The organism is Pseudomonas fortuita (genome assembly GCF_026898135.2).
In the GTDB taxonomy this organism is placed as follows: domain Bacteria; phylum Pseudomonadota; class Gammaproteobacteria; order Pseudomonadales; family Pseudomonadaceae; genus Aquipseudomonas; species Aquipseudomonas fortuita.
The window spans coordinates 6,098,423-6,122,540 of sequence record NZ_CP114035.2; the positions used below are offsets into that span (position 1 = coordinate 6,098,423).

Here is a 24,118-nt window from a genome sequence, read left to right on the forward strand (position 1 = left end):
TGTGGGAGCGGGCAAGCCCGCGAACACCGGCGAAGCCGGTGCCATTCACCGCGCCGCCTGCTTCGCGGGCTCGCCCGCTCCCACATTGATCACTGCACGATCAGGTTGTTGAACAGCAGGTCCTCGACGATCGGCTTGCCTTCTTCCGCTTCCAGCACCTGCTGCACCTGCTTCAGCGCCTCCTGGCGAAGGTGTTCCTTGGCCTCGACATTGCTCATGTTGTCCACGGTCTGCTGGGTGAACAGTGCCACCAGCTGGTTGCGGATCAGCGGTTCGTGGTGCTTTACCGCCTTGGCCGCTTCGTCGCCGGTCACGCGCAGGGCCACATCGGCCTTGTACACGCGCAGCCGTGGGCCGCCGTCGAGGGCATAGTTGCCCACAAAGGGTGGGCTCAGGCTGATGTAGGCAACCTTGGGCGCCCCTTCCTTGGCTTCTTCGGCCATGGCCGCAGCCGGCAACAGCAGCGCCAGCACCATCAAGATCCACGCTTTCACGAATTCGCTCCTCAATACAGTTGGCGCCAGCTTACCCAGCACGCCGCTCAAACCCAAGCCCGGGCTTATGCCGGCTCATCAGGGCGGGCCATGCTCGTTGACCCGGCAAGCGGCCCTCCTACACTTATCGGCCACTACCCGCAAAGGAATAGCCCCGATGAAAGCTGTGTTGTGCAAAACCCTGGGTCCGGCGCGCGATCTGGTACTGGAAGACGTGGCCAGCCCGCTGCCGAAGAAAACCGAGATCCTGCTGGATGTGCAGGCCGCCGGTGTCAACTTTCCCGACACCCTGATCATCGAGGGCAAATACCAATTTCAGCCACCGCTACCGTTTTCCCCCGGCGGCGAAGCTGCGGGCGTGGTGGCAGCAGTGGGCGAAAAAGCCGGCGCGTTCAAGGTCGGCGACCGGGTCATGGCACTCACCGGCTGGGGTTCGTTCGCCGAGCAGGTGGCAGTACCGTTCTACAACGTGCTGCCGATCCCGGCGAGCATGGACTTCACCACCGCTGCGGCGTTTGGCATGACTTATGGCACCTCGATGCACGCCCTGCGCCAGCGCGGCCAACTGCAAGCAGGCGAGACGCTGCTGGTACTGGGCGCATCCGGCGGGGTCGGTCTGGCGGCGGTGGAAATCGGCAAGGCCATGGGTGCGCGGGTGATCGCGGCGGCCAGCAGTGCCGAAAAATTGGCCGTGGCCAAGGCTGCCGGGGCAGATGAACTGATCGATTACAGCCAGGCCAGCCTGCGCGAGGAAATCAAGCGCCTGACCGGCGGCCAGGGTGTGGACGTGATCTACGACCCGGTCGGCGGCGAGCTGTTCGAACAGGCAGTGCGCGGGCTGGCATGGAATGGCCGGCTGCTGGTGGTGGGGTTTGCCAGCGGCAGCATTCCACAACTGGCGACCAACCTGGTGCTGCTCAAAGGCGCGGCGGTGCTGGGGGTGTTCTGGGGCGCGTTCGCACAGCGCCAGCCCGAGGATAATGCGGCCAATTTCAAGCAGCTGTTTGCCTGGCATGCCGAAGGTAAGTTGAAGCCGCTGGTGTCGCAGACTTATCCACTGGCCGAGGCTGGGGCTGCCATCGAGAAACTGGGGCAGCGGCAGGCTGTGGGTAAGTTGGTGGTGCTGATGCATTGATTTTTTCTGGGGCCGCACAGCGGCCCCAAAAATTCAAACTTCACGCAGGTTATGGCAACGCCTGAACCGCGCCTCCAGGTTGCGATCAGGCATCTGGTGGCTGCGCAATGCGTTCAAGGTCTGCTCGACATAGTCGCGGGTGGTGCCATAACGCCCTTTGGCACTGGCCAGGATCTGGCTGAGCAAGGTGTCCGGCAGGTTGCCGGCATAGCACGGCAAATGCCGTTCCAGCACAAAGCCCAAGGCCTGCACCTTGCTGCCGTCGCCCAGCCGGCAATTGAGCCAGTGCGGCCGATAGGCCGGGTACGGCATCTCGCGTTGCCACAGGGCCATCAGCGAATCGTCCAGGTTGCTCTCATCCAGCCGGTAGGCAAAACCGCTGCAGGAACCACCGCGGTCCAGGCCAAACACCAGGCCGGGGGTTTCCGGTGTACCGCGATGTTCGTGCGACCACAGGTACAAGCCACGGTGATAGCCATGCACCCGTGCACGCTGGCGCTCCACTGAATTGCACTCCGGGCGCCAGATCAGCGAACCATAGGCAAACAGCCACACCGGCCCGCCCTGATGCCGAGACATGGTCGTCTTCATGGAGTTGAACAACTGGTCGCGAGTATGTTGCTGACCGAAGTCGAGTGCCGGAGGATACGAAACTTGCCAAGACATACTTTCAAGTGCCGACATAAGCTGCCGCCATTTATCCCTGTGAACTACGGATGTAGCGAGGTGCGATCAAGGTGCGGCCCCAAGCCTTGTGCCAAGGGCCTTGCACTAACCATAGGACAGAAATAGAGGAATACTCAAGCCCTTGAGCAAGACTTTAATGCGCGGTTCCGACGACTGGGTAAGTACTGTTTCAGCAACGGTGAAAGTTATTGGCCAAGGCGGTAACAATTACCGCCTTATACCCACTTGTTCCAACTTCGGTTATTAACCGCGTGGCGCGTAGGCAAACACATCCGCACGCATGCGATGTGCATCCATGCCGGCGTCGACCAGGGCGTCGAGGGTGGCGTAGATCATGTTCGGTGAGCCGCTCGCATAGACATGCACGGTGTTGAGGTCGGCGATGTCCTCGCAGACCGCCTCATGCAACATGCCGCAGCGCCCCTCCCAACCGCACAGGTCACTGACGACCTGGTGCAGGAACAGGTTGGGCAAGCGCTGCCATTCGTCCCAGTGCTCGATCTGGTAGAAGTCTTCGGGCCGGCGCACCCCCCAGTACAGGTGTACCGGGTGCTTGAAACCGTTGGCTCGGCAGTGCTCGAGCAGGCTGTGCATCTGGCCCATGCCGGTGCCGGCGGCAATCAAGACCAACGGGCCGTCGGGCAGCTCAGCCAGGTGGGTGTCGCCAAACGGCATTTCGATGCGCGCCAGCCCGTCACGCCTGAGCTGCTCGATCAGTTGCAATGCGCTGGGTTCCCGCGCCAGCACGTGCAGCTCCAGCTCACGGCCGGCGTGAGGTGCTGAGGCCAGCGAGAACGCGGCAGGCTTGCCGCCCTCGCGCTCGATCATCAGGTACTGCCCGGCGTGGTAACGCAAGGGCTTGCCAGCAGGCGCACGCAGGCGCACCCGCCAGACATCGCCACCCACCTCGACGCATTCAGTGACGCTGCACGCCAGTTTGCGCACCGGCAGCTCGCCCAAGGCGAGCACACCATCCCAGAGCAACACACAGTCCTCCAGCGGCTCGGCAATACAGGTAAACAGCTCGCCATGGTCACGGACTTCGCCGCCCTGGCGTACCCGCCCTTCGACCAACAACGCGGCGCAGACATGGCAATTGCCATTGCGGCAGCTATTCGGGCAGTCATAGCCCAACCGCCGCGCTCCATCCAGGATCCGTTCCCCGGGTTCCAGCGCCAGCACCGCCCCGGACGGCTGCAACGTTACCTGCATCAATCTATTCCCAACTGATCCCACAGCTCATCGATACGGCGGGTGACGGCTTCATCCTTGACGATGACCCGTCCCCATTCGCGTGTAGTCTCGCCCGGCCACTTGTGCGTGGCATCCAGGCCCATCTTCGACCCCAGCCCCGATACCGGCGACGCGAAGTCCAGGTAGTCGATCGGCGTGTTGTCGATCATCACCGTATCACGCTTGGGGTCCATGCGCGTGGTGATGGCCCAGATCACATCGTTCCAGTCACGGGCGTTGATATCGTCATCGGTGACAATAACGAACTTGGTGTACATGAACTGTCGCAGGAACGACCATACACCCAGCATCACGCGCTTTGCGTGACCTGGGTACTGCTTCTTCATGGTCACCACCGCCATGCGGTACGAGCAGCCTTCAGGCGGCAGGTAGAAGTCGGTGATTTCCGGGAACTGCTTCTGCAAGATCGGCACGAACACTTCGTTCAGCGCCACACCGAGAATGGCAGGCTCATCAGGCGGGCGGCCGGTATAGGTGCTGTGGTAGATCGGCTTCTGCCGGTGGGTGATGCGCTCGACGGTGAACACCGGGAAGCTGTCCACCTCGTTGTAGTAGCCCGTGTGGTCGCCGTACGGGCCTTCCGGTGCCATTTCGCCCGGGTGGATCACCCCTTCCAGGATGATCTCGGCGGTGGCCGGTACTTGCAGGTTGCTGCCACGGCACTTGACCAGCTCGGTGCGGTTGCCGCGCAGCAGGCCGGCGAAGGCATACTCGGAGAGGGTGTCCGGCACCGGGGTCACGGCACCCAGGATGGTCGCCGGGTCAGCCCCCAGGGCCACGGCAACCGGGAACGGCTGGCCGGGGTTTTTCTCGCACCACTCACGGTAATCGAGGGCACCACCACGGTGGCTGAGCCAGCGCATGATGACCTTGTTGCGGCCGATGACCTGCTGGCGGTAGATGCCCAGGTTCTGGCGGTCCTTGTTCGGGCCACGGGTAACGGTAAGGCCCCAGGTGATCAGCGGCGCCACGTCGCCTGGCCAGCAGTGCTGGATCGGCAGTGCGCCGAGGTCGACATCGTCACCCTCGACCACCACTTCCTGGCACACCGCGTCCTTGACCACTTTCGGCGCCATCGACACGACTTTCTTGAAGATCGGCAGCTTCGACCAGGCGTCCTTCAGGCCCTTGGGGGGCTCGGGCTCCTTGAGGAAGGCCAGCAGCTTGCCGATTTCGCGCAGTTCATCGACCGACTCGGCGCCCATGCCCATGGCCACGCGCTCAGGGGTGCCGAACAGGTTGCCCAGCACCGGGATGTCGAAGCCGGTGGGCTTTTCGAACAGCAATGCCGGGCCCTTCGCACGCAGGGTGCGGTCGCAGACCTCGGTCATTTCCAGGACGGGGGAGATCGGAACCTGGATGCGCTTGAGCTCGCCGCGCTGTTCCAGGCCACGGATGAAGTCGCGCAAGTCGCGATACTGCATGCAAAAGCCTCGTGTTGGCCGTATCGGTCGGGGTGCAGAGTGTAGCGCCGTTCGGGCATTGTTTGGGGGCAAAAATGCATTGGTGGCCGCTTCACGCCTTGGTCGGGACGCTTACCTTGCGCCTCACCGATTATGCGATACAACCTTTGACAACCCGATTCCAAGGGCCTGCAGCACCTTCAATACAGTCGATAATCTTGGGTCCCCATCAGCAGCCAAGGCTCGATAGAGGTTTGGACGCGCAAGCCCCGTGGCCTGGGACAGATTACCCATCCCACCACGCGCTTCCGCTACGCGTCGAACCGCCGTCAGAAAACCTGCGGCGCCAACAGGCTCATCTATTTCTTCAAGCGCAACGGCAAGATAATCGATGGCGAAAGACTCATCCTTGCGGAGCATTTCGAGAACACTTTCTTCATGCGAGCGTGTGCCGGTCATAGCGCTACCTTGTGCCTCTGCCACAGAGATCTGGCTTGATCAATATCCGCCTGCTGCCGGTCTTTCGTGCCACCTCCGAGCAGGAAAATGATCTTCCGCCCGGAGATGGCGTAATAGACGCGCTAGCCTGGCCCGAAGTCCAGTTTCATCTCGAACACGCCATCACCCACTGGCTCGGTCACGCCAAAATGGCCCTGCGCCGCCCGGTCGACCCTTGTAGTGATTCGCGCCTTCACCCTTGTGTCACGAATGGTGTTCAGCCATGCCTGGTAAACATCCACATCATTAGCGGATAGAACGTGATGAACTGCGTACATCCAAGTGTACCTTATAAGAGACATCCATGTGACGATTCATCAACCAGCCCGGCTTCGCTGGTCTTCGGGAGGCAGGAGGCAAATGCCTGGATCAGGCAGGCCCCCACGCCACAAGCAGCATGTTGGCCTTCGTTCGGCGTGCTGGCGAACGGTCTTTTATGACAAACAGCAAAAAGCCGGGTTTCCCCGGCTTTTGCGTGATGCCTGCGAAGCTTACTTGCGCTTCATCGACAAGAAGAACTCGTCGTTGGTCTTGGTCTGCTTGAGCTTGTCGACCAGGAACTCGATGGCGGCGATTTCGTCCATCGGGTGCAGCAGCTTGCGCAAGATCCACATGCGCTGCAGTTCGTCGTCGGCGGTCAGCAGCTCTTCGCGGCGGGTACCGGAACGGTTGATGTTGATGGCCGGGAACACGCGCTTCTCAGCGATGCGGCGGTCCAGTGGCAGCTCCATGTTGCCGGTGCCCTTGAACTCTTCGTAGATCACTTCGTCCATCTTCGAGCCGGTTTCGACCAGCGCGGTGGCGATGATGGTCAGCGAACCGCCCTCTTCGATGTTACGCGCGGCGCCGAAGAAGCGCTTTGGCTTCTCCAGGGCATGGGCGTCAACACCACCGGTCAGCACCTTGCCGGAGCTCGGGATCACGGTGTTGTAGGCACGCGCCAGGCGGGTGATGGAGTCCAGCAGGATGACCACGTCCTTCTTGTGCTCGACCAGGCGCTTGGCCTTCTCGATCACCATTTCGGCAACCTGCACGTGGCGGGTTGGCGGCTCGTCGAAGGTGGAGGCAACCACTTCGCCGCGCACGGTGCGCTGCATTTCGGTTACTTCTTCCGGGCGCTCGTCGATCAGCAGGACGATCAGATGGCACTCGGGGTTGTTACGGGTGATGTTGGCCGCGATGTTCTGCAGCATGATGGTCTTGCCCGCTTTTGGCGGGGCGACGATCAGGCCACGCTGGCCTTTGCCGATCGGGGCGCACAGGTCGATGACGCGACCGGTCAAGTCCTCGGTGGAGCCGTTACCAGCTTCCATCTTCAGGCGCTTGTTCGGGAACAGCGGCGTCAGGTTTTCGAACAGGATCTTGTTCTTCGCGTTTTCCGGACGGTCGAAGTTGATGGTATCAACCTTCAGCAGAGCGAAGTAACGCTCCCCTTCCTTTGGCGGGCGGATCTTGCCGACGATGGTGTCGCCGGTACGCAGGTTGAAACGGCGGATCTGGCTGGGCGAGACGTAGATATCGTCCGGGCCGGCCAGGTAGGACGCATCAGCCGAGCGCAGGAAACCGAAACCATCCTGGAGAATCTCCAGCACGCCGTCACCCGAAATCTCTTCGCCGCTCTTCGCATGCTTCTTCAGCAGGGCGAAAATCACGTCCTGTTTGCGCGAACGGGCCATGTTCTCGATGCCCATCTGTTCGGCCATTTCCAAAAGATCGGTAATCGGCTTTTGCTTGAGTTCAGTCAGGTTCATAAGGGGAGTGACGTAATCATGTAAGAAGGGAGAATTAAGCTTCTGGCTTAATGAGGCCGCGCCGCTAGATGGCGACAGGATCGCGTACTGATTCGAATTAGGGATGCTTCGGCGACGGCATGTAGAGGGCACTGAAAAAGCAGTGCGAGGCCGAATGTAACACTTGCTTTTTTCTGCGTCTAGTGCTCTGAAAAAGAAAAACCCCGCAATTGCGGGGCTTTTTCACATCACAGGTGAGCGTCGAGGAACGCGGCCAGCTGCGACTTGGACAGAGCGCCCACCTTGGTGGCTTCGACGTTGCCGTTCTTGAACAGCATCAGCGTCGGGATACCACGCACGCCGTGCTTGGCCGGGGTTTCCTGGTTTTCGTCGATGTTCAGCTTGGCGACGGTCAGCTTGCCATCGTAGGTGGTAGCGATGTCGTCCAGGACTGGCGCGATCATCTTGCATGGGCCGCACCATTCAGCCCAGTAGTCGACCAGCACCGGGCCTTGGGCTTTCAGGACTTCGGCCTCGAAGGTGGCGTCGGTGACATGTTTGATCAGATCGCTGCTCATGGATATCTCCAGGGTCGTAAGCAAAAAAACGTTGCCCATCATAGCCGCACCCGCCGCCTACAGGAAGCCGCGGACGATTGAGTGTAACTATAGTTGTGCAAGACGCCGCGAATCGAAACTGTCATACAGCCGTCATAGAATCGAATGGCACATTGCCTTGCATCAAGGCCAGCACATCGGCTGCGTGTCACGCGTTGGCGACAGCCTGCTATCGTGGCACGATTGCCGGGTTAACGACCGAGAACAACCAGATCATGCCGCATACCATCGCGAAGAACCTGTCCCTGATCGCCGCCATCGACCTTGGCTCCAACAGTTTTCACATGGTCGTGGCCAAGGCCCACCATACAGAAATCCGCATTCTCGAGCGGCTCGGCGAGAAGGTTCAGCTTGCCGCCGGCATCGACGAAGAGCGCAAGCTCAGTGAAGAGGCAATGGAACGAGGCCTGGATTGCCTCAAGCGCTTTTCCCAGCTGATCAACGGCATGCCGGCAGGCTCCGTGCGTATCGTCGGTACCAACGCCTTGCGCGAAGCGCGCAACCGTAACGAGTTCATCCAGCGCGCCGAAGCCATCCTCGGCCACCCGGTGGAGGTCATCTCCGGCCGTGAAGAGGCGCGCCTCATTTACCTGGGCGTGTCGCACACCCTGGCCGACACACCCGGCAAGCGCCTGGTGGCGGACATCGGCGGCGGCAGTACCGAGTTCATCATCGGCCAGCGCTTCGAGCCGCTGCTGCGCGAAAGCCTGCAAATGGGCTGCGTCAGCTTCACCCAGCGCTACTTCCGTGACGGCAAGATTACCCCGGCCCGCTACGCCCAGGCCTACACCGCCGCGCGCCTGGAACTGATGAGCATCGAGCATGCCCTGCATCGCCTGACCTGGGACGAGGCCATTGGCTCGTCCGGCACCATCCGCGCCATCGGCGCCGCCATCAAGGCCGGCGGCTTGGGCAATGGCGAGGTCAACGCCGAGGGCCTGGCCTGGGTCAAGCGCAAGCTGTTCAAGCTGGGCGAAGTCGACAAGATCGACTTCGACGGCATCAAGCCGGACCGGCGCACCATCTTCCCGGCGGGCATGGCCATTCTCGAAGCGATCTTCGACGCGCTGGAACTGCAGCGCATGGACCACTGTGACGGCGCCCTGCGTGAAGGCGTGCTGTTCGACCTGCTTGGCCGCCACCACCACGAAGACGTACGTGAGCGCACCCTCAATTCGCTGATGGAGCGTTACCACGTGGACCAGGGCCAGGCTGCACGCGTGGAACGCAAGGCACTGCATGCCTTCGACCAAGTGGCCGACGCCTGGGAGCTGAAAGATGGAAACTGGCGCGATCTGCTGGGTTGGGCGGCGAAAGTGCACGAAGTCGGCCTCGATATCGCCCATTACCACTACCACAAGCACGGCGCCTACCTGATCGAGCACTCCGACCTGTCGGGCTTCTCTCGCGAAGACCAGCAGATGATGGCCCTGCTGGTGCGCGGCCATCGCCGCAACATCCCCAAGGACAAGTTCGCCGAGCTGGGTGAAGAGGGTATCAAGCTGCTGCGCCTGTGCGTGCTGCTGCGCTTCGCCATTCTGTTCCACCATATCCGGGGCAACCAGCAGATGCCGAAGGTGGTACTGAACGGTGGGGACAACAGCCTGGATGTCGCCTTCCCTGAGGGCTGGCTGGAGCAGAACCAGCTGACCCAGGCCGACTTCGCCAACGAGGCGGAGTGGCTGGCCCGGGTCGGCTTCGTCCTCAGCGTACGTTGAGGACCGGGTTGCTCAGGCGCTCCAGCAGGGTCGCCTGGGCACTGCGCGGGTTCTGGTTGCCGGTAGGGGTGCTGCGCACGTAGCGCCCGTCTGGCTGCAAGGTCCAGGCGTGGGTGTTGTCGGTCAGGTAGCTTTCCAGCTCCTTCTTCACCCGCAGCAACAACTTCTTGCCTTCCACCGGGAAGCAGGTCTCGACGCGCTTGTCGAGGTTGCGCTCCATCCAGTCGGCACTGGACAGATAAATCTGCTCCTCGCCGCCGTTGAGGAAGTAGAACACCCGCGTGTGCTCAAGGAAGCGGCCAATGATCGAGCGCACCTGGATATTGTGTGAAACCCCCGGAATACCTGGGCGCAGGCAGCACATGCCACGCACCACCAGGTCGATTTTCACACCCGATTGGCTGGCCTTGTACAGCGCCTTGATGACCTTGGCGTCGGTCAGCGAGTTGAACTTGGCAATGATGTGCGCCGGCTTGCCTTCGAGGGCGAACTGGGTTTCCCGCGCGATCATGTCGAGCATGCCCTTCTTCAGGGTGAACGGCGCGTGCAGCAGCTTTTTCATGCGCAGCGTCTTGCCCATCCCGATCAGCTGGCTGAACAGCTTGCCCACGTCCTCGGTAAGAGCGTCGTCAGAGGTCAGCAGGCTGTAGTCGGTGTACAGGCGGGCGTTGCCGGCGTGGTAGTTGCCAGTGCCCAGGTGGGCATAACGCACGATTTCGCCCTGCTCGCGGCGCAGGATCAACATCATCTTGGCGTGGGTCTTGAAGCCGACCACGCCGTAGATCACCACCGCACCGGCCGCTTGCAGGCGGCTGGCCATCTGCAGGTTGGACTCTTCGTCGAAGCGCGCGCGCAATTCGATCACCGCAGTGACCTCCTTGCCGTTACGCGCCGCGTCCACCAGGGCATCGACAATTTCCGAGTTGGCCCCGGAACGGTACAACGTCTGGCGCACGGCAAGCACATGCGGGTCCTTGGCGGCCTGGCGCAGCAGGTCGACCACCGGGGTGAAGGACTCGAACGGGTGCATCAGCAGGATGTCCTGCTTGCTGATCACGCTGAAAATGTTGTCGGCGTTCACCAGCAGCTTGGGGATCGCCGGGGTGAACGGCGTGTACTGAAGCTCCGGGTGGCTGTCCAGGCCGGTAATGCTGAACAGGCGGGTAAGGTTGACCGGGCCATTGACCTGGTACAGCTCGCTTTCGCTGAGGCTGAACTGTTTGAGCAGGTAGTCCGACAGGTGTTTCGGGCAGGTGTCGGCTACCTCCAGGCGTACGGCATCGCCGTAACGGCGCGAGAACAGCTCGCCGCGCAGGGCGCGGGCCAGGTCGTCGACTTCTTCGGAGTCCAGCGCCAGGTCAGCGTTACGGGTCAGGCGGAACTGGTAGCAGCCCTTGACCTTCATGCCCTGGAACAGGTCGTCGGCGTGCGCGTGAATCATTGACGACAGGAACACGTAGTTGGCACCCGGGCCGCCCACTTCTTCAGGCACCCGAATGACCCGCGGCAGCAGGCGTGGAGCCGGGATGATCGCCAAGCCCGAGTCGCGGCCGAAGGCATCGACCCCCTCCAGCTCGACGATGAAGTTGAGGCTCTTGTTCACCAGCAGCGGGAACGGGTGGGTCGGGTCCAGGCCGATCGGGGTGATGATCGGGGCGATTTCGTCGCGGAAATAGCGGCGCACCCAGGTCTTGAGTTTAGGCGTCCAGTAACGGCGGCGAATAAAGCGGATGTGGTGCTTTTCCAGCTCCGGCAGCAGCACGTCGTTGAGGATCGCGTACTGGCGCTCTACCTCGAAGTGCACCAGCTCGCTGATGCGCGCCAACGCCTGGTGCGGCTGCAGGCCGTCGGCACCGGCCTGTTCACGGGCGAAATTGATCTGCTTCTTCAGGCCGGCGACGCGGATCTCGAAGAACTCGTCGAGGTTGCTGGAGAAAATCAACAGGAACTTGAGGCGTTCGAGCAGTGGGTAGCTCTCGTCCAGGGCTTGTTCCAGCACCCGGATGTTGAACTGCAGCTGCGAGAGTTCACGATGAATGTACAGGCTGCTGTCGTCCAGACCGGGGACGGCAATTGCCGGGGCCGGCACGGGCGCGGCTACCGCAGCCACAGGCTCGGCCACCTGCTCCTCTACGGGCTCGGGCTCGGGCTCGGCCGCCGGCGGCAGGTCTGGCGGGGTCTGCACCATCTCTTCTGGGAGCTCCTGGGCATCCTTCATCGCGACAGGGGTGAGCACTTCATTATTCATCTGGCGTTCCTGAGGACGTTAACGCCCTATCATCAATTGAGCGGCAAGATAAGCGCCCATTATGACGCCTGTGTGACACACCAGGGCAAGCCATGGCGCGTGGGCTCTGGCATTGTCTGTGTAGGAATTGTTCACGTCGAGACACATTTGGACACTTTCACGAATGCGCGCGAAGGGGTAGGCTGCGCGTTCATTTCGCCAGCACCTCAGAAAATGCTTCAACAATTCCTGCAGGATTTCGGCTATTTTGCCCTTTTTCTAGGCACCTTCTTCGAAGGCGAGACCATCTTGGTGCTTGCGGGTTTCCTTGCATTCCGTGGGTACATGGACATCAAGCTGGTGTGCCTGGTGGCGTTCCTGGGCAGCTATGCCGGCGATCAGCTGTGGTACTTCATGGGCCGTCGCCATGGGCGCAGGATCCTGGCACGCAAACCGCGCTGGGAAGCCATGGGTGCCCGGGCGCTGGACCACATCCGCCGTCACCCCGACATCTGGGTGCTGAGCTTCCGCTTCGTTTATGGCCTGCGCACGGTCATGCCGGTGGCCATTGGCCTGTCGGGCTACCCGCCGCGCCGCTACCTGCTGCTCAATGGTATTGGCGCGGCCGTCTGGGCAATTGCCTTGGGCGCGGCCGCGTACCACTTCGGTGCCATCCTCGAAGGCCTGCTGGGCAACGTGAAGCGTTACGAGCTATGGGTGCTCGGTGGCCTGCTGGGTCTGGGTGCCTTGTTGTGGTTGCGCCGGCGCTTCCGCGCTTTGCGCGCGGAGCGCAAGGCGGCAGACCAGGCCCAGGCCCCAGAGGCTGAAAAGGCTGTAGACCACGAGCAACCACCAGAGCAGCGGCGCGACCACCGCTAGCCCCAGTGCGCCGGCCAGGTACAGCGCCGGCGCATTCGCCACCAGCCGCGCCAGCTCCAGGCGCGCAGCCCAGGGCCGGTTCTCCAGCAACGCGCCCAGCACGAACAGACCAAATGCCATCAGCGACCAGCCAAGCACCAGCGCCGCGACCGGCACGCGCTCGGCCACATCCATCAGGTAGCTGCCCAAGGCCACATAAACCGCGAACTGCATGGCCACGTAGGCTTGTTGCGGTCGAGCCAAGGTAATCTCAAACTTGCGAAACACCGTCAGGTCCTGTTTGGCCTGCGGGAAGCGTGCGGCCACATCGGCCGGGCGCCAGCCAGTGGGCATGAACCAGATGCGCAGCTTGTCCCACAGGCTGGCGGTGTGCCGGGCGTCATGCCAGAGCTGGGCATAGAACTGCAGATTAGCCCACAGCGGGTTCCAGCTGGCCAGTGGCGTGGTTACCCCGAACACCACCGGCTCGGCCGGGTCTTCCTCTTTGAAGGTGCCAAACAGACGGTCCCAGAGAATGAACACGCCGCCATAATTGCGATCCAAGTAAACAGGATTTTGCGCATGGTGGACGCGATGGTTGGATGGCGTGATCAACACCCACTCAAGCCAGCCAAGCTTGGGAATGTGCCGGGTATGCACCCAGAACTGGTACAGCAGGTTGAGCGATGCCACGGTAATGAACACCAGTGGCGGCACGCCCAGCAGCGCCATCGGCAGGTAGAAGACCCACGAGAAGATGAACCCGCTACTGGTCTGGCGCAGCGCGGTGGTGAGGTTGTATTCCTCGCTCTGGTGATGCACCGAATGCGCAGCCCACAGCACGTTGCGTTCATGGCCCAGACGGTGCAACCAGTAGTAGCAGAAGTCGTACAGGACGAAGGCCAGCAGCCATACCCACCAGGCTTCGGCCGGCAGGCGCAACAGCGCCAAATGCTCGAACGCCAGGGCATAGGTCACCAGCCCTGCGCCTTTGGTCAGCAACCCGGTGCTGGTCGACAGCGCGCCGGTGCTCAGGCTGTTGATCGAGTCGGCCAGGGTAAAGTTGCGTTGTCCACGCACGCGGTCGGCCACCAGCTCCACGGCGATCAGCACGAAGAAGAACGGCACGGCCAGCAGTATCAGGTCCATGGGTACGGCCTCAGGCGGTATCCATCAAGATTAGGCCGCGCCTGCGGCAACCCCTATGGCGACATCTGCCAAATTAGAGGACATTTAGCGCCTCGACACTGGAGTAATGAACATGACAAAAAAAGTAGCGGTGATTCTTTCCGGCTGTGGCGTGTATGACGGCGCCGAAATCCACGAAAGCGTGATCACCCTGCTGCGCCTCGACCAGCGCGGTGCGCAGGTGCAGTGCTTCGCGCCGAACATCGCGCAGATGCATGTCATCAACCACCTGACCGGCGAGGAAATGCCCGAGTCGCGCAATGTGCTGGTGGAGTCGGCGCGCATTGCCCGGGGTGAGGTCAAGGACATCCGCGAAGCCAAGGCCGAAGACTTCGATGCGCTGATCGTGCCGGGCGGTTTCGGGGCGGCTAAAAACCTGTCCAACTTCGCCGTGGAAGGCGCCAACTGCAGCGTCAACCCGGACGTGCTGGCCCTGGCCGAAGCCTTTGCCGACGCCTGCAAGCCAGTTGGCCTGATCTGCATTTCGCCAGCACTTGCGGCGAAGATCTACGGGCCGGGCGTGGTCTGCACCATCGGCAGCGACGCAGACACTGCGGCGGCTGTCGAGAAGATGGGCGGCACCCATGAGGCGTGCGATGTACACGACATTGTCGAAGACACCCAGCGCAAGCTGGTGACGACTCCGGCTTACATGGAGGCCAAGTCGATCAGCGAGGCAGCTGGCGGGATCTACAAGTTGGTGGACCGGGTGCTGGAGCTGACGCACGAGGGTGACCAGTAAGTCCTTGGGGCTGCAAAGCAGCCCCGCATCAGGCTTTACTCAGCCGGGCAATGATCCGGTCCAGCGCATTGGCAAACGCCTGCTTTTCACGCTCGCCATAAGTCCCCTGCCCTCCTCCCGCCTGGCCCTGCTCGCGCAGCTCGGTGAACAGGTTGCGCGCCGCCAGGCGGTCGCCCATGTTGCGCTCGTCGAATTCGCGACCGCGCGGGTCCAGCACCGCCACGCCCTTTTTCACCAGGCGGTCAGCCAGGGGCACATCACTGCAGATCACCAGCTCGCCGGGCACGGCGTGTTCGACCAGGTAGTCGTCGGCTGCGTCCATGCCGCTGGGCACCACGATCAGGCGCACGATCGCAAACGCCGGCTTGGCCACGGCCTGGCCCGCCACCATCACCACCTCGAACTTGCGCTTGAGGGCGAACTTGACGATCAGATCCTTGGCCGCCTTGGGGCAGGCGTCGGCATCGATCCATACACGCATCGGAAACTCTCTACATGATCTCAATGCGTCCATCATGCCTGAAGCGCAGCGAAAGCTGGAGCAGGCGCGCGCTGGGAAAATGGCGCCAAAAACCCAATTGCCGCTTATCCGGCCCCGCTACTCAGGCTAAACTCGCCACAGCTTCACTGGCCTGCCCGAGCGCGCAATGAATCACCCTCACGAAATCCGCCCTGACCTGGACGAAGGCATCGACCGCAAGGTCCTGGCAACATTGCGTGCGCGTTTCCTGCAACTGAATCAAGGGCGCCTGCAGCGGGCTATGGAAGGCCTGTCGACACGCCAGCAACAGGTACTGACGCTACTGCCGCTGCTGTTTCACGTGAACCACCCATTATTGCCGGGCTACGTCTCGGGTAGCACGCCTGCGGGCGTATCGGGTTACGAGCCAGGTGCCGAGCTGGTGGTCGAGGCCCAGCGCCTGGCCCGCTCGTTCACCTACAAAGCCCGCCATGGCAACCCGCCGCGCCCTATCCACGGCTTGTTTCTGATGGGCAGCCTGGGCTCGCTGGCCCAGGCCGAGCACAGCGACATGGACCTGTGGGTGTGCCATGCGCCCGGCTTGCCCGAGCATTTGCTGGAAGAACTGCGCCGCAAGTGCCAATTGCTGGAGGACTGGGCAGCAAGCCTGGGTGCCGAGGCGCACTTCTTCCTGATCGACACGCAAGGCTTTGCCCAAGGCCAGCGCGACGGCCAGCTGGGCTCCGATGACTGCGGCACCACCCAGCACTACCTGCTGCTGGATGAGTTCTACCGCACCACCCTCTGGCTGGCAGGCCGGACACCACTGTGGTGGCTGGTGCCCGTCTACCAGGAACACAATTATCACGCCTACACCCAGACCCTGCTGACCAAACGCTTCATCCGCAGCCAGGACACTCTCGATCTCGGCAACCTGGCACACGTTCCACCCGGCGAGTTCGTCGGTGCCGGCCTGTGGCAACTGTTCAAGGGCATCGATTCGCCCTACAAGTCGCTACTCAAGCTGCTGCTGACCGAGGCCTACGCCAGTGAACACCCCGCCGTGCGTTGTCTGAGCCTGGACTACAAGCAGGCAGTGTTCGCCAATCAGCTCGACCTCGACGCACTGGACCCCTACGTCATGGTCTATCGGCGTATCGAGCGCTACCTGCTGCAGCGCGGCGCGGTCGCACGCCTGGAACGGGTGCGGCGCAGCCTGTACCTGAAGGTGAACAAGAAGCTCAGCGACCAAGGCCGCGCCAATGGCTGGCAGCGCCGGCTGTTGCAGCGCCTGGCAGACGAGTGGGGCTGGGACCAGCGTCAGTTGGCCCTGCTGGATAGCCGTAGCCAATGGAAAGTGCAGCAAGTCGCTGTCGAGCGCCGCGAACTGGTGGCCGAGCTGAACCACAGCTACCGCTTCCTCAGCCAGTTCGCCAGCACCCAGAGCGCCAGCAGCCGTGCCGAGCAGCGCGACCTCAATGTGCTGGGCCGGCGCCTGTACGCGGCCTTCGAGCGCCGCGCCGGCAAGGTCGAGGTGATCAACCCCGGCATCGCCCCGGACCTTGCCGAAGGGACCCTGACCCTGGTTCAGGCACCTAACCGCAAGGAGCCCGGCAGCCACCACTGGGAGCTGTACTGCGGCAACCTGAGCACCCACGAGGTGGAGCACTTCAGCCCGATAAAGCGCTGCCGCGAGCTGATCGAGCTGCTGGCCTGGGCCCATCGTAACGGCGTGATCGACAGCAGCACGCGCATGGCGCTGCACCCCGGCGCCAGCGACCTCAGTGAATTAGAGCTGTTCAACCTGATGGGTTGCCTGCAGCAAAGTATTCCCCTGCCCTTGCCGATCGTCAGCGAAGTGCGCCTGCTGCAGCCCAGCGTTGCCGACGAGGTTTTGTTGCTGGTCAACGTCGCCATCGACCCGCTGCGCCATCACCGCGATCTGAACATCCTGATGACCACCGAGCGTACCGACTCGTTGAGCTACGCAGGCGTGCGCGAGAACCTGGTACTGACCCTGGACCAAGTCACCCTGAACAGCTGGAACGAAGTGCTGGTCCAGCGCTACGAAGGCGAACATGCGCTGGTGCGCTGCCTGCGCGACTTCCTCAATAGCCCGGTGCTGCGGGGCCACCGGCCACGGGTGCGGATACGCTGCTTTTGCCCGAGCCGCGCACAGGCCATCAGCCAGCGCGTGGAGGAAATTTTTGACACGGTGCAGCTGCTGCTGGACCAGGGCGCCAACCACCGCTACCTGCTAGAGGTAGCCCAGCACACCCATGTGCTGGAGCTGTTGGCCGGGCATGTAGGCCTGGCCACCCTGGCCGAGCACGAGGGGCTGCTGGCCCACCTGGGCGAAGAACGCAGCGCCTACAGCCCGCTGTACCTGGATACCAACGCCCTGCTGGACCACGACCTGCGCCTGGTGCTGGAACAGGGCCGCCCGGCTTGCATCCAGGTGTTCTACCGCCTGCAAGGTGGCTGGGCCGAGTTGTATGTGCTGGATGAGTACAATGCCCTGTGGCAGCAACGCCTGCCCCTGCATGACGAAGCCCACCTGCTGCTGCCGCTGCAGCGGTTCCTGCGTTCGGTGGTGATGCGCCGTGATGCCCGGCTGCCGCTGGATACCCAGCGCGCTGCCTCACTGGATATCCACTATGCGCAACTGTTGCCTTCCGGCGTTGGCAAGGCGCGTAGCCTCGAGCCGCGCCAAGCCCCGGTCGAGGGCAGCGACCAGCCCTACTATGAGGTGCAAGCCATCATCCAGGCCGGTGTGGCGGGTGCGGCGCATGTGACGCTGTACTGCGACCAGCAAGAGTTTTCCGAGCTGGAGCATGGTGCGCAGCTGTATGCGGTGGTGGCCAGGCAGATCATCGGGCAACGGCGCGCTGCCGGACAGTACCGGTGCTACATCACCGATCTGGATTTGTCCGAGCTGCTGGATGACCGGCTGGGCGCGACGCAGGTGTACCTGAACTACAAGCGGGTGCTGGAGCAGGCGTTGAATGAGGGGCTGGAGCAGGTGCTGGGTGAATGACCGAGGGCTGCCTTGCAGCCCCCTTGAGCCTTACAGGTCGTAATCGCCCGCCGCTTCTGGTTGGTACTCCACTTCCAGCAGCTTCAGCTTGAGGGTCTTGCCCCCCGGTGCCGGCCAGTCGATCTGCTCGCCCACCGACAGCCCCAGCAAGGCGCAGCCAATCGGTGCCAGGACCGAGACATTACCTTCCGGCCCGGCATCCTTCGGATAGACCAACGTCAGGTGGTAGTCCTTGCCGCTGGCTTCCTCACGGCAGTGCACGCGCGAGTTCATGGTGACCACGCCCGCCGGCACTTCATCGTGACCGACCACCTGCTCGGCGCGGTCCAGCTCGTCCTGCAGGGCGAGCACACCCGGCGTACTTTCGTCGAGGCTGTCGATCAGACGCTCCAGACGCTGTACGTCCAATCGGGTGAGGATGAGGGAAGGCTTGGTGCTCATGATCCAGTCAGACTCCTTTGAACAGGCGATTTTCGTCGTGCAGATAAAGCAAAACCCCGCCCAAGGGCGGGGTTTGTGAAGGCTTTGGCGTCACCGACGCAGAAACCCGACACTACCACAGCCGGGCAAATACTCAAGCCCTTGCTATCAGTGTGCCTTAGCCTGGTCGCGCAGGGCCTGGGCCTCGCGGCAAATCTGCCGACGCCGTTCGTCATCGGCCGAGCGCCATTCGCGAATGTGCTCCACATGCCGCTGGCAGCCAGTGCACACCCGCTGTTCGTCCAGCCGGCAAACGCTGATGCACGGTGATGGCACAGCGGGGCTGACGTTGCTGTAGAGCGGCTTGGGGGGACGGGCCGGGGCGGTGCTCATGTCAGATCTCGTCGAAGTCCAGCTTCTCGCCGGCCCGCTCCCAGACGATGCGCTCGAGCATTTCGCCCAACAGCTCTTCGCTCTTCTCGCACACCCACTTGCCGCTTTCTTCGTCGTAATCGAAGTGGAAGCCACCTGAGCGGTCGGCGAGCCACAGCTGGCGCAGCGGTTCCTGGCGGCTGAAAATCAGCTGGGCGCCACCTTCGAACTTGACGGTGAGCACACCGGCGGAGTTCTCCATGTCCAGGTCCAGGCCGCTCTCGTCGAACAGGTCTTCCAACGCCTGTTGGGTCGCGTCGACCAGATCATGGAAACGCGCTTCACTCAAACTCATTGCAGGAACCTCGAAATTGGCTGCGTTACAGGCAAGCCGGGCAAGATACGGGCGCTTGGCGCCGAATGCAAAGATTAGCCATTGAAGGCGGTAAGAATAGCCCGCCCGGCGGACCGGCCCTTGCATAGGCAAGCCGCCGGTCGCTCGGTATACTCGGGCGCAATACTGCATTTTTCTAAGGATTTCACCCATGAAGCGCCTGATTTCCTCCTTCGCGGCGCTGGTCGCTGTTGCCTGCCTCGTTTCGGCCTGCGGCCAGAAAGGCCCGCTGTACCTGCCTGAAGACGGCGATAACGGCAAAGCGCACAAGTCGCACCAGCACCAGCCAAAAGCCCAGCCGGCGCCGGCGCAAGCGCAGCCGGAGCTGCAGTCCGAGCCCGAGCAGTCGCCTGCGCAGTAAGGAAACCAGATGAACGCTTTCAACTACCGCGACGGCCAGCTGTTCGCGGAAGGGGTGGCCCTGTCGGCCGTCGCCGAACGTTTCGGCACCCCCACCTACGTGTACTCGCGCGCCCACATCGAGGCCCAGTACCGTAACTACGCCGATGCCCTGCAAGGCACCGAGCACCTGGTGTGCTTCGCGGTCAAGGCCAACTCCAACCTTGGCGTGTTGAACGTACTGGCGCGCCTGGGCGCAGGTTTCGACATTGTCTCCGGTGGTGAGCTGGAGCGCGTGCTGGCCGCTGGCGGGCGCGCCGACCGCGTGGTGTTCTCTGGCGTCGGCAAAACCCGCGAAGACATGCGCCGCGCCCTGGAAGTGGGTGTGCACTGCTTCAACGTCGAATCCACCGACGAACTGGAGCGTTTGCAAGTCGTGGCAGCCGAGATGGGCAAGGTTGCCCCGGTGTCGCTGCGGGTCAACCCGGACGTTGACGCCGGTACCCACCCGTACATCTCCACCGGCCTTAAAGAAAACAAGTTCGGCATCGCCATTGCCGACGCCGAGGCCATCTACGTGCGTGCCGCGCAGTTGCCGAACCTGGAAGTGGTTGGCGTCGACTGCCACATCGGCTCCCAGTTGACCACCGTTGAGCCGTTCCTCGATGCCCTGGACCGCCTGCTGGACCTGGTCGACCGCCTTGCCGACTGCGGCATCCACCTGCGCCATCTGGACCTGGGTGGCGGCGTTGGCGTGCGCTACCGCGACGAAGAACCACCGCTGGTGGCCGACTACATCAAGGCTATTCGCGAACGCGTAGGCACGCGCGACCTGGCTTTGGTGTTCGAGCCGGGCCGCTACATCGTGGCCAACGCTGGCGTGCTGCTGACCCGCGTGGAATACCTCAAGCACACCGAACACAAAGACTTCGCCATCATCGATGCGGCGATGAACGACCTGATTCGCCCTGCGCTTTACCAGGCCTGGATGGGTGTAAGCCCGGTCGTGCCACGCGAGGGTGAAGGCCGTGCCTACGACCTGGTCGGCCCGATCTGCGAGACCGGCGACTTCCTCGGCAAGGACCGTGTGCTGAACCTGGCCGAAGGCGATCTGCTGGCCGTGCAGTCCGCGGGCGCCTATGGTTTTGTCATGAGCTCCAACTACAACACCCGTGGCCGTTGCGCTGAAATCCTGGTCGACGGCGACCAGGCGTTCGAAGTACGCCGCCGCGAAACCATCGCCGAACTGTACGCTGGCGAAAGCCTGCTGCCGGAGTAAGCCCATGCTGCTGCGTTTTACCAAGATGCATGGCCTGGGCAACGACTTCATGGTCCTCGACCTGGTCAGCCAGCACGCGCATATCCAGCCCAAGCACGCCAAGCAATGGGGTGACCGGCATACCGGCATCGGCTTCGACCAGTTGCTGATCGTCGAGGCCCCGAACAACCCGGAAGTGGACTTCCGCTACCGCATCTTCAACGCCGACGGCTCCGAAGTGGAGCAGTGCGGCAACGGTGCGCGCTGCTTCGCCCGCTTCGTGCTGGACAAGCGCCTGACCGCGAAAAAGCGCATCCGCGTGGAAACCAAAAGCGGCATCATCGTGCTGGACGTGCAGAACGACGGCCAGGTGAGTGTCGACATGGGCCCACCGCGCTTCATCCCTGCCGACATTCCCTTTGTCGCTGACGAGCAGGCGCTGAACTACCCACTGGAAGTCGACGGCCAGCTGCATTCGATTGCCGCCGTGTCCATGGGTAACCCGCATGCCGTGCTGCGCGTCGATGACGTGCATACTGCCCCCGTGCATGAGCTGGGCCCGAAGATCGAAAACCACCCACGCTTCCCGCAGCGGGTGAATGCCGGCTTCCTCCAGGTCATCGACCGCCACCGCGCCAACCTGCGCGTGTGGGAACGCGGCGCGGGCGAAACCCAGGCCTGCGGCACCGGTGCTTGTGCCGCCGCCGTGGCAGCCATCAGCCAAGGCTGGATGGATTCCCCGGTATCCCTCGACCTGCCCGGTGGGCGCCTGCACATCGAATGGGCCGGCCCCGGCAAGCCCGTGGTGATGACCGGCCCGGCCGTACGCGTCTACGAAGGACAGGTTCGTCTCTAAGCGAGTAACCGCCATGACCGATCAGCCCCAGGTTGTACCCCAGCAGTCCGTCGAGCTCGATGCCGAAGCGGTGGTCGCCTACCTGCGCGCCCACCCCACCTTCTTTGCCGAGCACGACGAGCTGCTGATCGAACAGCGCATACCGCATCAGCGTGGCGACAGCGTGTCGCTGGTGGAACGTCAGCTCAAGCTGCTGCGTGACCGTAACATCGAGATGCGCCATCGCCTGTCGCAATTGATGGATGTGGCTCGCGACAACGACCGGCTGTTCGACAAGACCCGGCGGCTGATCCTCGACCTGCTCGATGCCGGCACCCTGGAAGAAGTGGTAATGGCGGTCGAAGACAGCCTGCGCCAGGAGTTCCAGGTGCCGTTCGTCAGCCTCATCCTGTTCGGCGACAACGGCGCGCCGGTCGGGCGCTGGGTCAGCAACACCGAGGCGCAGCAGGCCATCGGTGCTCTGCTGGGCGGTGGCAAGACGGTCAGTGGCAACCTGCGTGAGCATGAGCTGGCCTTTCTGTTCGGTGAGGAACAGCGCCGGGAGGTGGGCTCCAGTGCCGTGGCCACCCTCGAATACCAAGGGCTGCACGGGGTGCTGGCGATCGGCAGCCGCGACCCGCAACACTACAAGAGCAGCGTCGGCACCCTGTTCCTTGGCTACATCGCCGAAGTGCTCGGCCGCGTTGTACCGCGCGTTACCCAGACCCTGCGCTCGGTACGCTGATGGAACGCCAACTGGAGGCTTATTGCGCACACCTGCGCAACGAGCGCCAGGTGTCGGAGCACACCTTGCTAGGCTACCGTCGCGACCTGGATAAGGTCACCGCTTACTGCAAGGAACACGGTATTGCCGGGTGGCAAGCGCTGCAAATCCAGCAACTGCGCCAACTGATCGCCCGCCTGCACCACCACGGCCAGTCCTCCCGCAGCCTGGCACGGCTGCTGTCGGCGGTGCGCGGCCTGTACCGCTACCTCAACCGCGAAGGCCTGTGCCAGCACGACCCGGCCACTGGCCTGAGCGCGCCCAAGGGTGAGCGCCGGTTGCCCAAGGTGCTGGACACCGACCGCGCCCTGCAGCTGCTTGATGGCGGCGTCGATGACGATTTTATTGCCCGTCGTGACCAGGCGATCCTTGAACTGTTCTACTCGTCGGGCCTGCGCCTGTCCGAGCTGACCAACCTCGACCTCGATCACATCGACCTTGCCGCCGGGCTGGTGCAGGTGCTGGGCAAGGGTGGCAAAGCCCGCGTGCTGCCCGTTGGCCGCAAAGCCCGCGAGGCGCTGCACGCCTGGTACCGCCTGCGCGGCATCGGCAACCCGCGTGACCGCGCGGTGTTCATCACCCGCCAGGGCAACCGCATCACTCCACGGGCTGTGCAGCAACGTGTGCAGAAGGCGGGTGAGCGCGAGCTGGGCCAGCACCTGCACCCACACATGCTTCGCCATTCCTTCGCCAGCCATGTGCTGGAATCGTCCCAGGACCTGCGGGCGGTGCAGGAAATGCTCGGCCATGCCGACATCAGCACCACGCAGATCTACACCCACCTGGACTTCCAGCACCTGGCCGCGGTGTACGACAGCGCCCACCCTCGGGCCAAACGCAGCAAAGGCACAGACTCATGAGCATCAAGCTGATCACGTTCGACCTCGACGACACCCTGTGGGACACCGCGCCGGTCATCGCCAGCGCAGAAGTCGTGCTGCGCGACTGGCTCGAAGCCAACGCCCCGATCCTGGGCGGGGTGCCGGTGGAGCACCTGTTTGCCATTCGCGAGCGGCTGGTACAGGCCGACCCCGGCCTCAAGCACCGCATCAGCGCCCTGCGCAGACGGGTGCTGTTCCATGCCCTGGAAGAGGTCGGCTACAGCGAGAAGCAAGCGCAGGCGCTGGCTAACGAAGGCTTTGAAGTGTTCCTGCATGCTCGCCACCAGGTGGAGATCTTCCCCGAGGTGCAGCCGGTACTGGAGGTCCTGCGTCACCATTACATCCTGGGCGTGGTCACCAACGGCAACGCCGACGTGAGCCGGTTGGGGCTGGCGGACTACTTCCGCTTTGCCCTGTGCGCCGAGGACCTCGGCATTGGCAAGCCGGACCCGGCACCGTTCCTGGAAGCCCTGCGCCGCGGCGAGGCGGATGCCAGCGCCGCCGTTCACATCGGCGACCACCCCGGCGATGACATCGCAGGCGCCCAGCGAGCAGGGCTACGGGCCGTCTGGTTCAACCCTCAGGGCAAGGCCTGGACCGGTGAGCAGGCACCGGATGCCGAAATCCAGCGCCTGTCGCAGCTGCCCGACGTCCTTTCCCGCTGGCGCTGACAAGAGACCGCCTCGAAATTTGCGTTGGTGCGTATATCGAGCGCCGCCCGCGCGGCGCATCGCGGGCGGCGCTCGATCTCACTGGCAATGAAAATATACCGGCAAACGCCCACAAA

24 protein-coding genes and 1 pseudogene are annotated in these 24,118 nt (G+C 62.9%); 11 read left to right on the forward strand and 14 right to left on the reverse strand.

What is annotated here, in order from left to right; genetic code table 11:
- Window positions 1-89: 89 nt before the first annotated feature.
- Window positions 90-494, reverse strand: a complete 405-nt coding sequence (locus tag OZ911_RS27825) for a flagellar basal body-associated protein FliL (RefSeq protein ID WP_016489751.1) — start codon at window positions 492-494, stop codon at window positions 90-92.
- Window positions 495-651: 157 nt separating this feature from the next.
- Between OZ911_RS27825 and OZ911_RS27830 the strand changes: the two genes are divergently transcribed.
- Window positions 652-1,629 carry an NADPH:quinone oxidoreductase family protein gene (locus tag OZ911_RS27830; protein ID WP_023048874.1) on the forward strand — a complete coding sequence of 326 codons (978 nt, stop codon included), beginning with the start codon at window positions 652-654 and terminating at the stop codon, window positions 1,627-1,629.
- Window positions 1,630-1,662: 33 nt separating this feature from the next.
- On the opposite strand, the gene OZ911_RS27835 is transcribed toward OZ911_RS27830, so the two are convergent.
- From OZ911_RS27835 to trxA, 7 genes are all read right to left on the reverse strand, one after another.
- Complete coding sequence (locus OZ911_RS27835; protein WP_016489753.1) at window positions 1,663-2,313, reverse strand: gamma-glutamylcyclotransferase; 651 nt, start codon at window positions 2,311-2,313, stop codon at window positions 1,663-1,665.
- 246 nt (window positions 2,314-2,559) lie between these two features.
- Window positions 2,560-3,528 (reverse strand): CDP-6-deoxy-delta-3,4-glucoseen reductase, encoded by a 969-nt coding sequence (locus tag OZ911_RS27840; RefSeq protein WP_016489754.1) that lies wholly within the window; start codon window positions 3,526-3,528, stop codon window positions 2,560-2,562.
- Window positions 3,528-4,994 (reverse strand): 4-hydroxy-3-polyprenylbenzoate decarboxylase, encoded by a 1,467-nt coding sequence (gene ubiD / locus OZ911_RS27845; RefSeq protein WP_016489755.1) that lies wholly within the window; start codon window positions 4,992-4,994, stop codon window positions 3,528-3,530. The genes OZ911_RS27840 and ubiD overlap by 1 nt, the downstream gene beginning before the upstream one ends.
- Window positions 4,995-5,117: 123 nt before the next feature.
- Window positions 5,118-5,432: an addiction module antidote protein gene (locus OZ911_RS27850; RefSeq protein ID WP_023048873.1), complete on the reverse strand. Its 315-nt coding sequence runs from the start codon at window positions 5,430-5,432 to the stop codon at window positions 5,118-5,120.
- Between the two features lie 122 nt (window positions 5,433-5,554).
- A complete protein-coding gene (locus tag OZ911_RS29145; RefSeq protein ID WP_023048872.1) occupies window positions 5,555-5,749 on the reverse strand; it encodes a type II toxin-antitoxin system RelE/ParE family toxin in 195 nt (64 codons plus the stop codon).
- A 213-nt stretch (window positions 5,750-5,962) separates the two neighbouring features.
- Window positions 5,963-7,222, reverse strand: a complete 1,260-nt coding sequence (gene rho, locus OZ911_RS27860; RefSeq protein WP_003253661.1) for a transcription termination factor Rho — start codon at window positions 7,220-7,222, stop codon at window positions 5,963-5,965.
- A gap of 227 nt (window positions 7,223-7,449) precedes the next feature.
- Window positions 7,450-7,779, reverse strand: coding sequence for a thioredoxin TrxA (trxA, locus tag OZ911_RS27865; RefSeq protein WP_016489757.1), 330 nt, complete (start codon window positions 7,777-7,779; stop codon window positions 7,450-7,452).
- 254 nt (window positions 7,780-8,033) lie between these two features.
- Between trxA and ppx the strand changes: the two genes are divergently transcribed.
- Window positions 8,034-9,536 carry an exopolyphosphatase gene (ppx, locus tag OZ911_RS27870; protein ID WP_016489758.1) on the forward strand — a complete coding sequence of 501 codons (1,503 nt, stop codon included), beginning with the start codon at window positions 8,034-8,036 and terminating at the stop codon, window positions 9,534-9,536.
- Here ppx and ppk1 read toward each other — a convergent pair.
- Window positions 9,523-11,784: a polyphosphate kinase 1 gene (gene ppk1, locus OZ911_RS27875; protein ID WP_016489759.1), complete on the reverse strand. Its 2,262-nt coding sequence runs from the start codon at window positions 11,782-11,784 to the stop codon at window positions 9,523-9,525. The genes ppx and ppk1 overlap by 14 nt on opposite strands.
- Window positions 11,785-11,997: 213 nt before the next feature.
- On the opposite strand from ppk1, the gene OZ911_RS27880 reads away from it, so the two are divergent.
- Window positions 11,998-12,642, forward strand: coding sequence for a DedA family protein (locus OZ911_RS27880; protein WP_023049545.1), 645 nt, complete (start codon window positions 11,998-12,000; stop codon window positions 12,640-12,642).
- 549 nt (window positions 12,643-13,191) lie between these two features.
- On the opposite strand, the pseudogene OZ911_RS27885 reads toward OZ911_RS27880, so the two are convergent.
- A pseudogene (locus tag OZ911_RS27885) lies at window positions 13,192-13,770 on the reverse strand (sterol desaturase family protein); the annotation flags it as partial.
- A 112-nt stretch (window positions 13,771-13,882) separates the two neighbouring features.
- Between OZ911_RS27885 and elbB the strand changes: the two are divergent.
- A complete protein-coding gene (gene elbB / locus OZ911_RS27890) occupies window positions 13,883-14,551 on the forward strand; it encodes an isoprenoid biosynthesis glyoxalase ElbB (protein WP_016489762.1) in 669 nt (222 codons plus the stop codon).
- Between the two features lie 28 nt (window positions 14,552-14,579).
- On the opposite strand, the gene OZ911_RS27895 is transcribed toward elbB, so the two are convergent.
- The gene (locus tag OZ911_RS27895) at window positions 14,580-15,032 is read right to left on the reverse strand and encodes a YaiI/YqxD family protein (RefSeq protein ID WP_096426900.1); all 453 of its coding nucleotides are present in this window, start codon (window positions 15,030-15,032) and stop codon (window positions 14,580-14,582) included.
- A 166-nt stretch (window positions 15,033-15,198) separates the two neighbouring features.
- Between OZ911_RS27895 and OZ911_RS27900 the strand changes: the two genes are divergently transcribed.
- Window positions 15,199-18,048, forward strand: a complete 2,850-nt coding sequence (locus tag OZ911_RS27900) for a class I adenylate cyclase (protein WP_023047199.1) — start codon at window positions 15,199-15,201, stop codon at window positions 18,046-18,048.
- A gap of 30 nt (window positions 18,049-18,078) precedes the next feature.
- On the opposite strand, the gene rnk is transcribed toward OZ911_RS27900, so the two are convergent.
- The 3 genes from rnk to cyaY form a co-directional block, all read right to left on the reverse strand.
- Complete coding sequence (rnk, locus tag OZ911_RS27905; protein ID WP_023047198.1) at window positions 18,079-18,489, reverse strand: nucleoside diphosphate kinase regulator; 411 nt, start codon at window positions 18,487-18,489, stop codon at window positions 18,079-18,081.
- A gap of 147 nt (window positions 18,490-18,636) precedes the next feature.
- Window positions 18,637-18,861: a DUF1289 domain-containing protein gene (locus OZ911_RS27910; protein WP_016489766.1), complete on the reverse strand. Its 225-nt coding sequence runs from the start codon at window positions 18,859-18,861 to the stop codon at window positions 18,637-18,639.
- A 1-nt stretch (window position 18,862) separates the two neighbouring features.
- Complete coding sequence (gene cyaY, locus OZ911_RS27915) at window positions 18,863-19,195, reverse strand: iron donor protein CyaY (protein ID WP_016489767.1); 333 nt, start codon at window positions 19,193-19,195, stop codon at window positions 18,863-18,865.
- 190 nt (window positions 19,196-19,385) lie between these two features.
- Here cyaY and lptM point away from each other — a divergent pair, with 190 nt between their 5' ends.
- The 6 genes from lptM to OZ911_RS27945 are packed head-to-tail and all read left to right on the forward strand — an operon-like array spanning window position 19,386 to window position 24,002.
- A complete protein-coding gene (lptM, locus tag OZ911_RS27920) occupies window positions 19,386-19,595 on the forward strand; it encodes an LPS translocon maturation chaperone LptM (protein ID WP_016489768.1) in 210 nt (69 codons plus the stop codon).
- A gap of 9 nt (window positions 19,596-19,604) precedes the next feature.
- On the forward strand, window positions 19,605-20,852 hold the full coding sequence (lysA, locus tag OZ911_RS27925; protein WP_023047197.1) for a diaminopimelate decarboxylase: 1,248 nt from the start codon (window positions 19,605-19,607) through the stop codon (window positions 20,850-20,852).
- Window positions 20,853-20,856: 4 nt separating this feature from the next.
- Window positions 20,857-21,687: a diaminopimelate epimerase gene (gene dapF, locus OZ911_RS27930; protein WP_016489770.1), complete on the forward strand. Its 831-nt coding sequence runs from the start codon at window positions 20,857-20,859 to the stop codon at window positions 21,685-21,687.
- Window positions 21,688-21,700: 13 nt separating this feature from the next.
- Window positions 21,701-22,411 (forward strand): DUF484 family protein, encoded by a 711-nt coding sequence (locus OZ911_RS27935; protein WP_070086511.1) that lies wholly within the window; start codon window positions 21,701-21,703, stop codon window positions 22,409-22,411.
- Entirely contained in the window at window positions 22,411-23,310 is a 900-nt protein-coding gene (gene xerC, locus OZ911_RS27940) for a tyrosine recombinase XerC (RefSeq protein WP_016489772.1), read from the forward strand. Before OZ911_RS27935 ends, xerC begins: the two co-directional genes overlap by 1 nt.
- A complete protein-coding gene (locus tag OZ911_RS27945; protein ID WP_023047196.1) occupies window positions 23,307-24,002 on the forward strand; it encodes an HAD family hydrolase in 696 nt (231 codons plus the stop codon). The genes xerC and OZ911_RS27945 overlap by 4 nt, the downstream gene beginning before the upstream one ends.
- The last annotated feature ends 116 nt before the right edge of the window (window positions 24,003-24,118 follow it).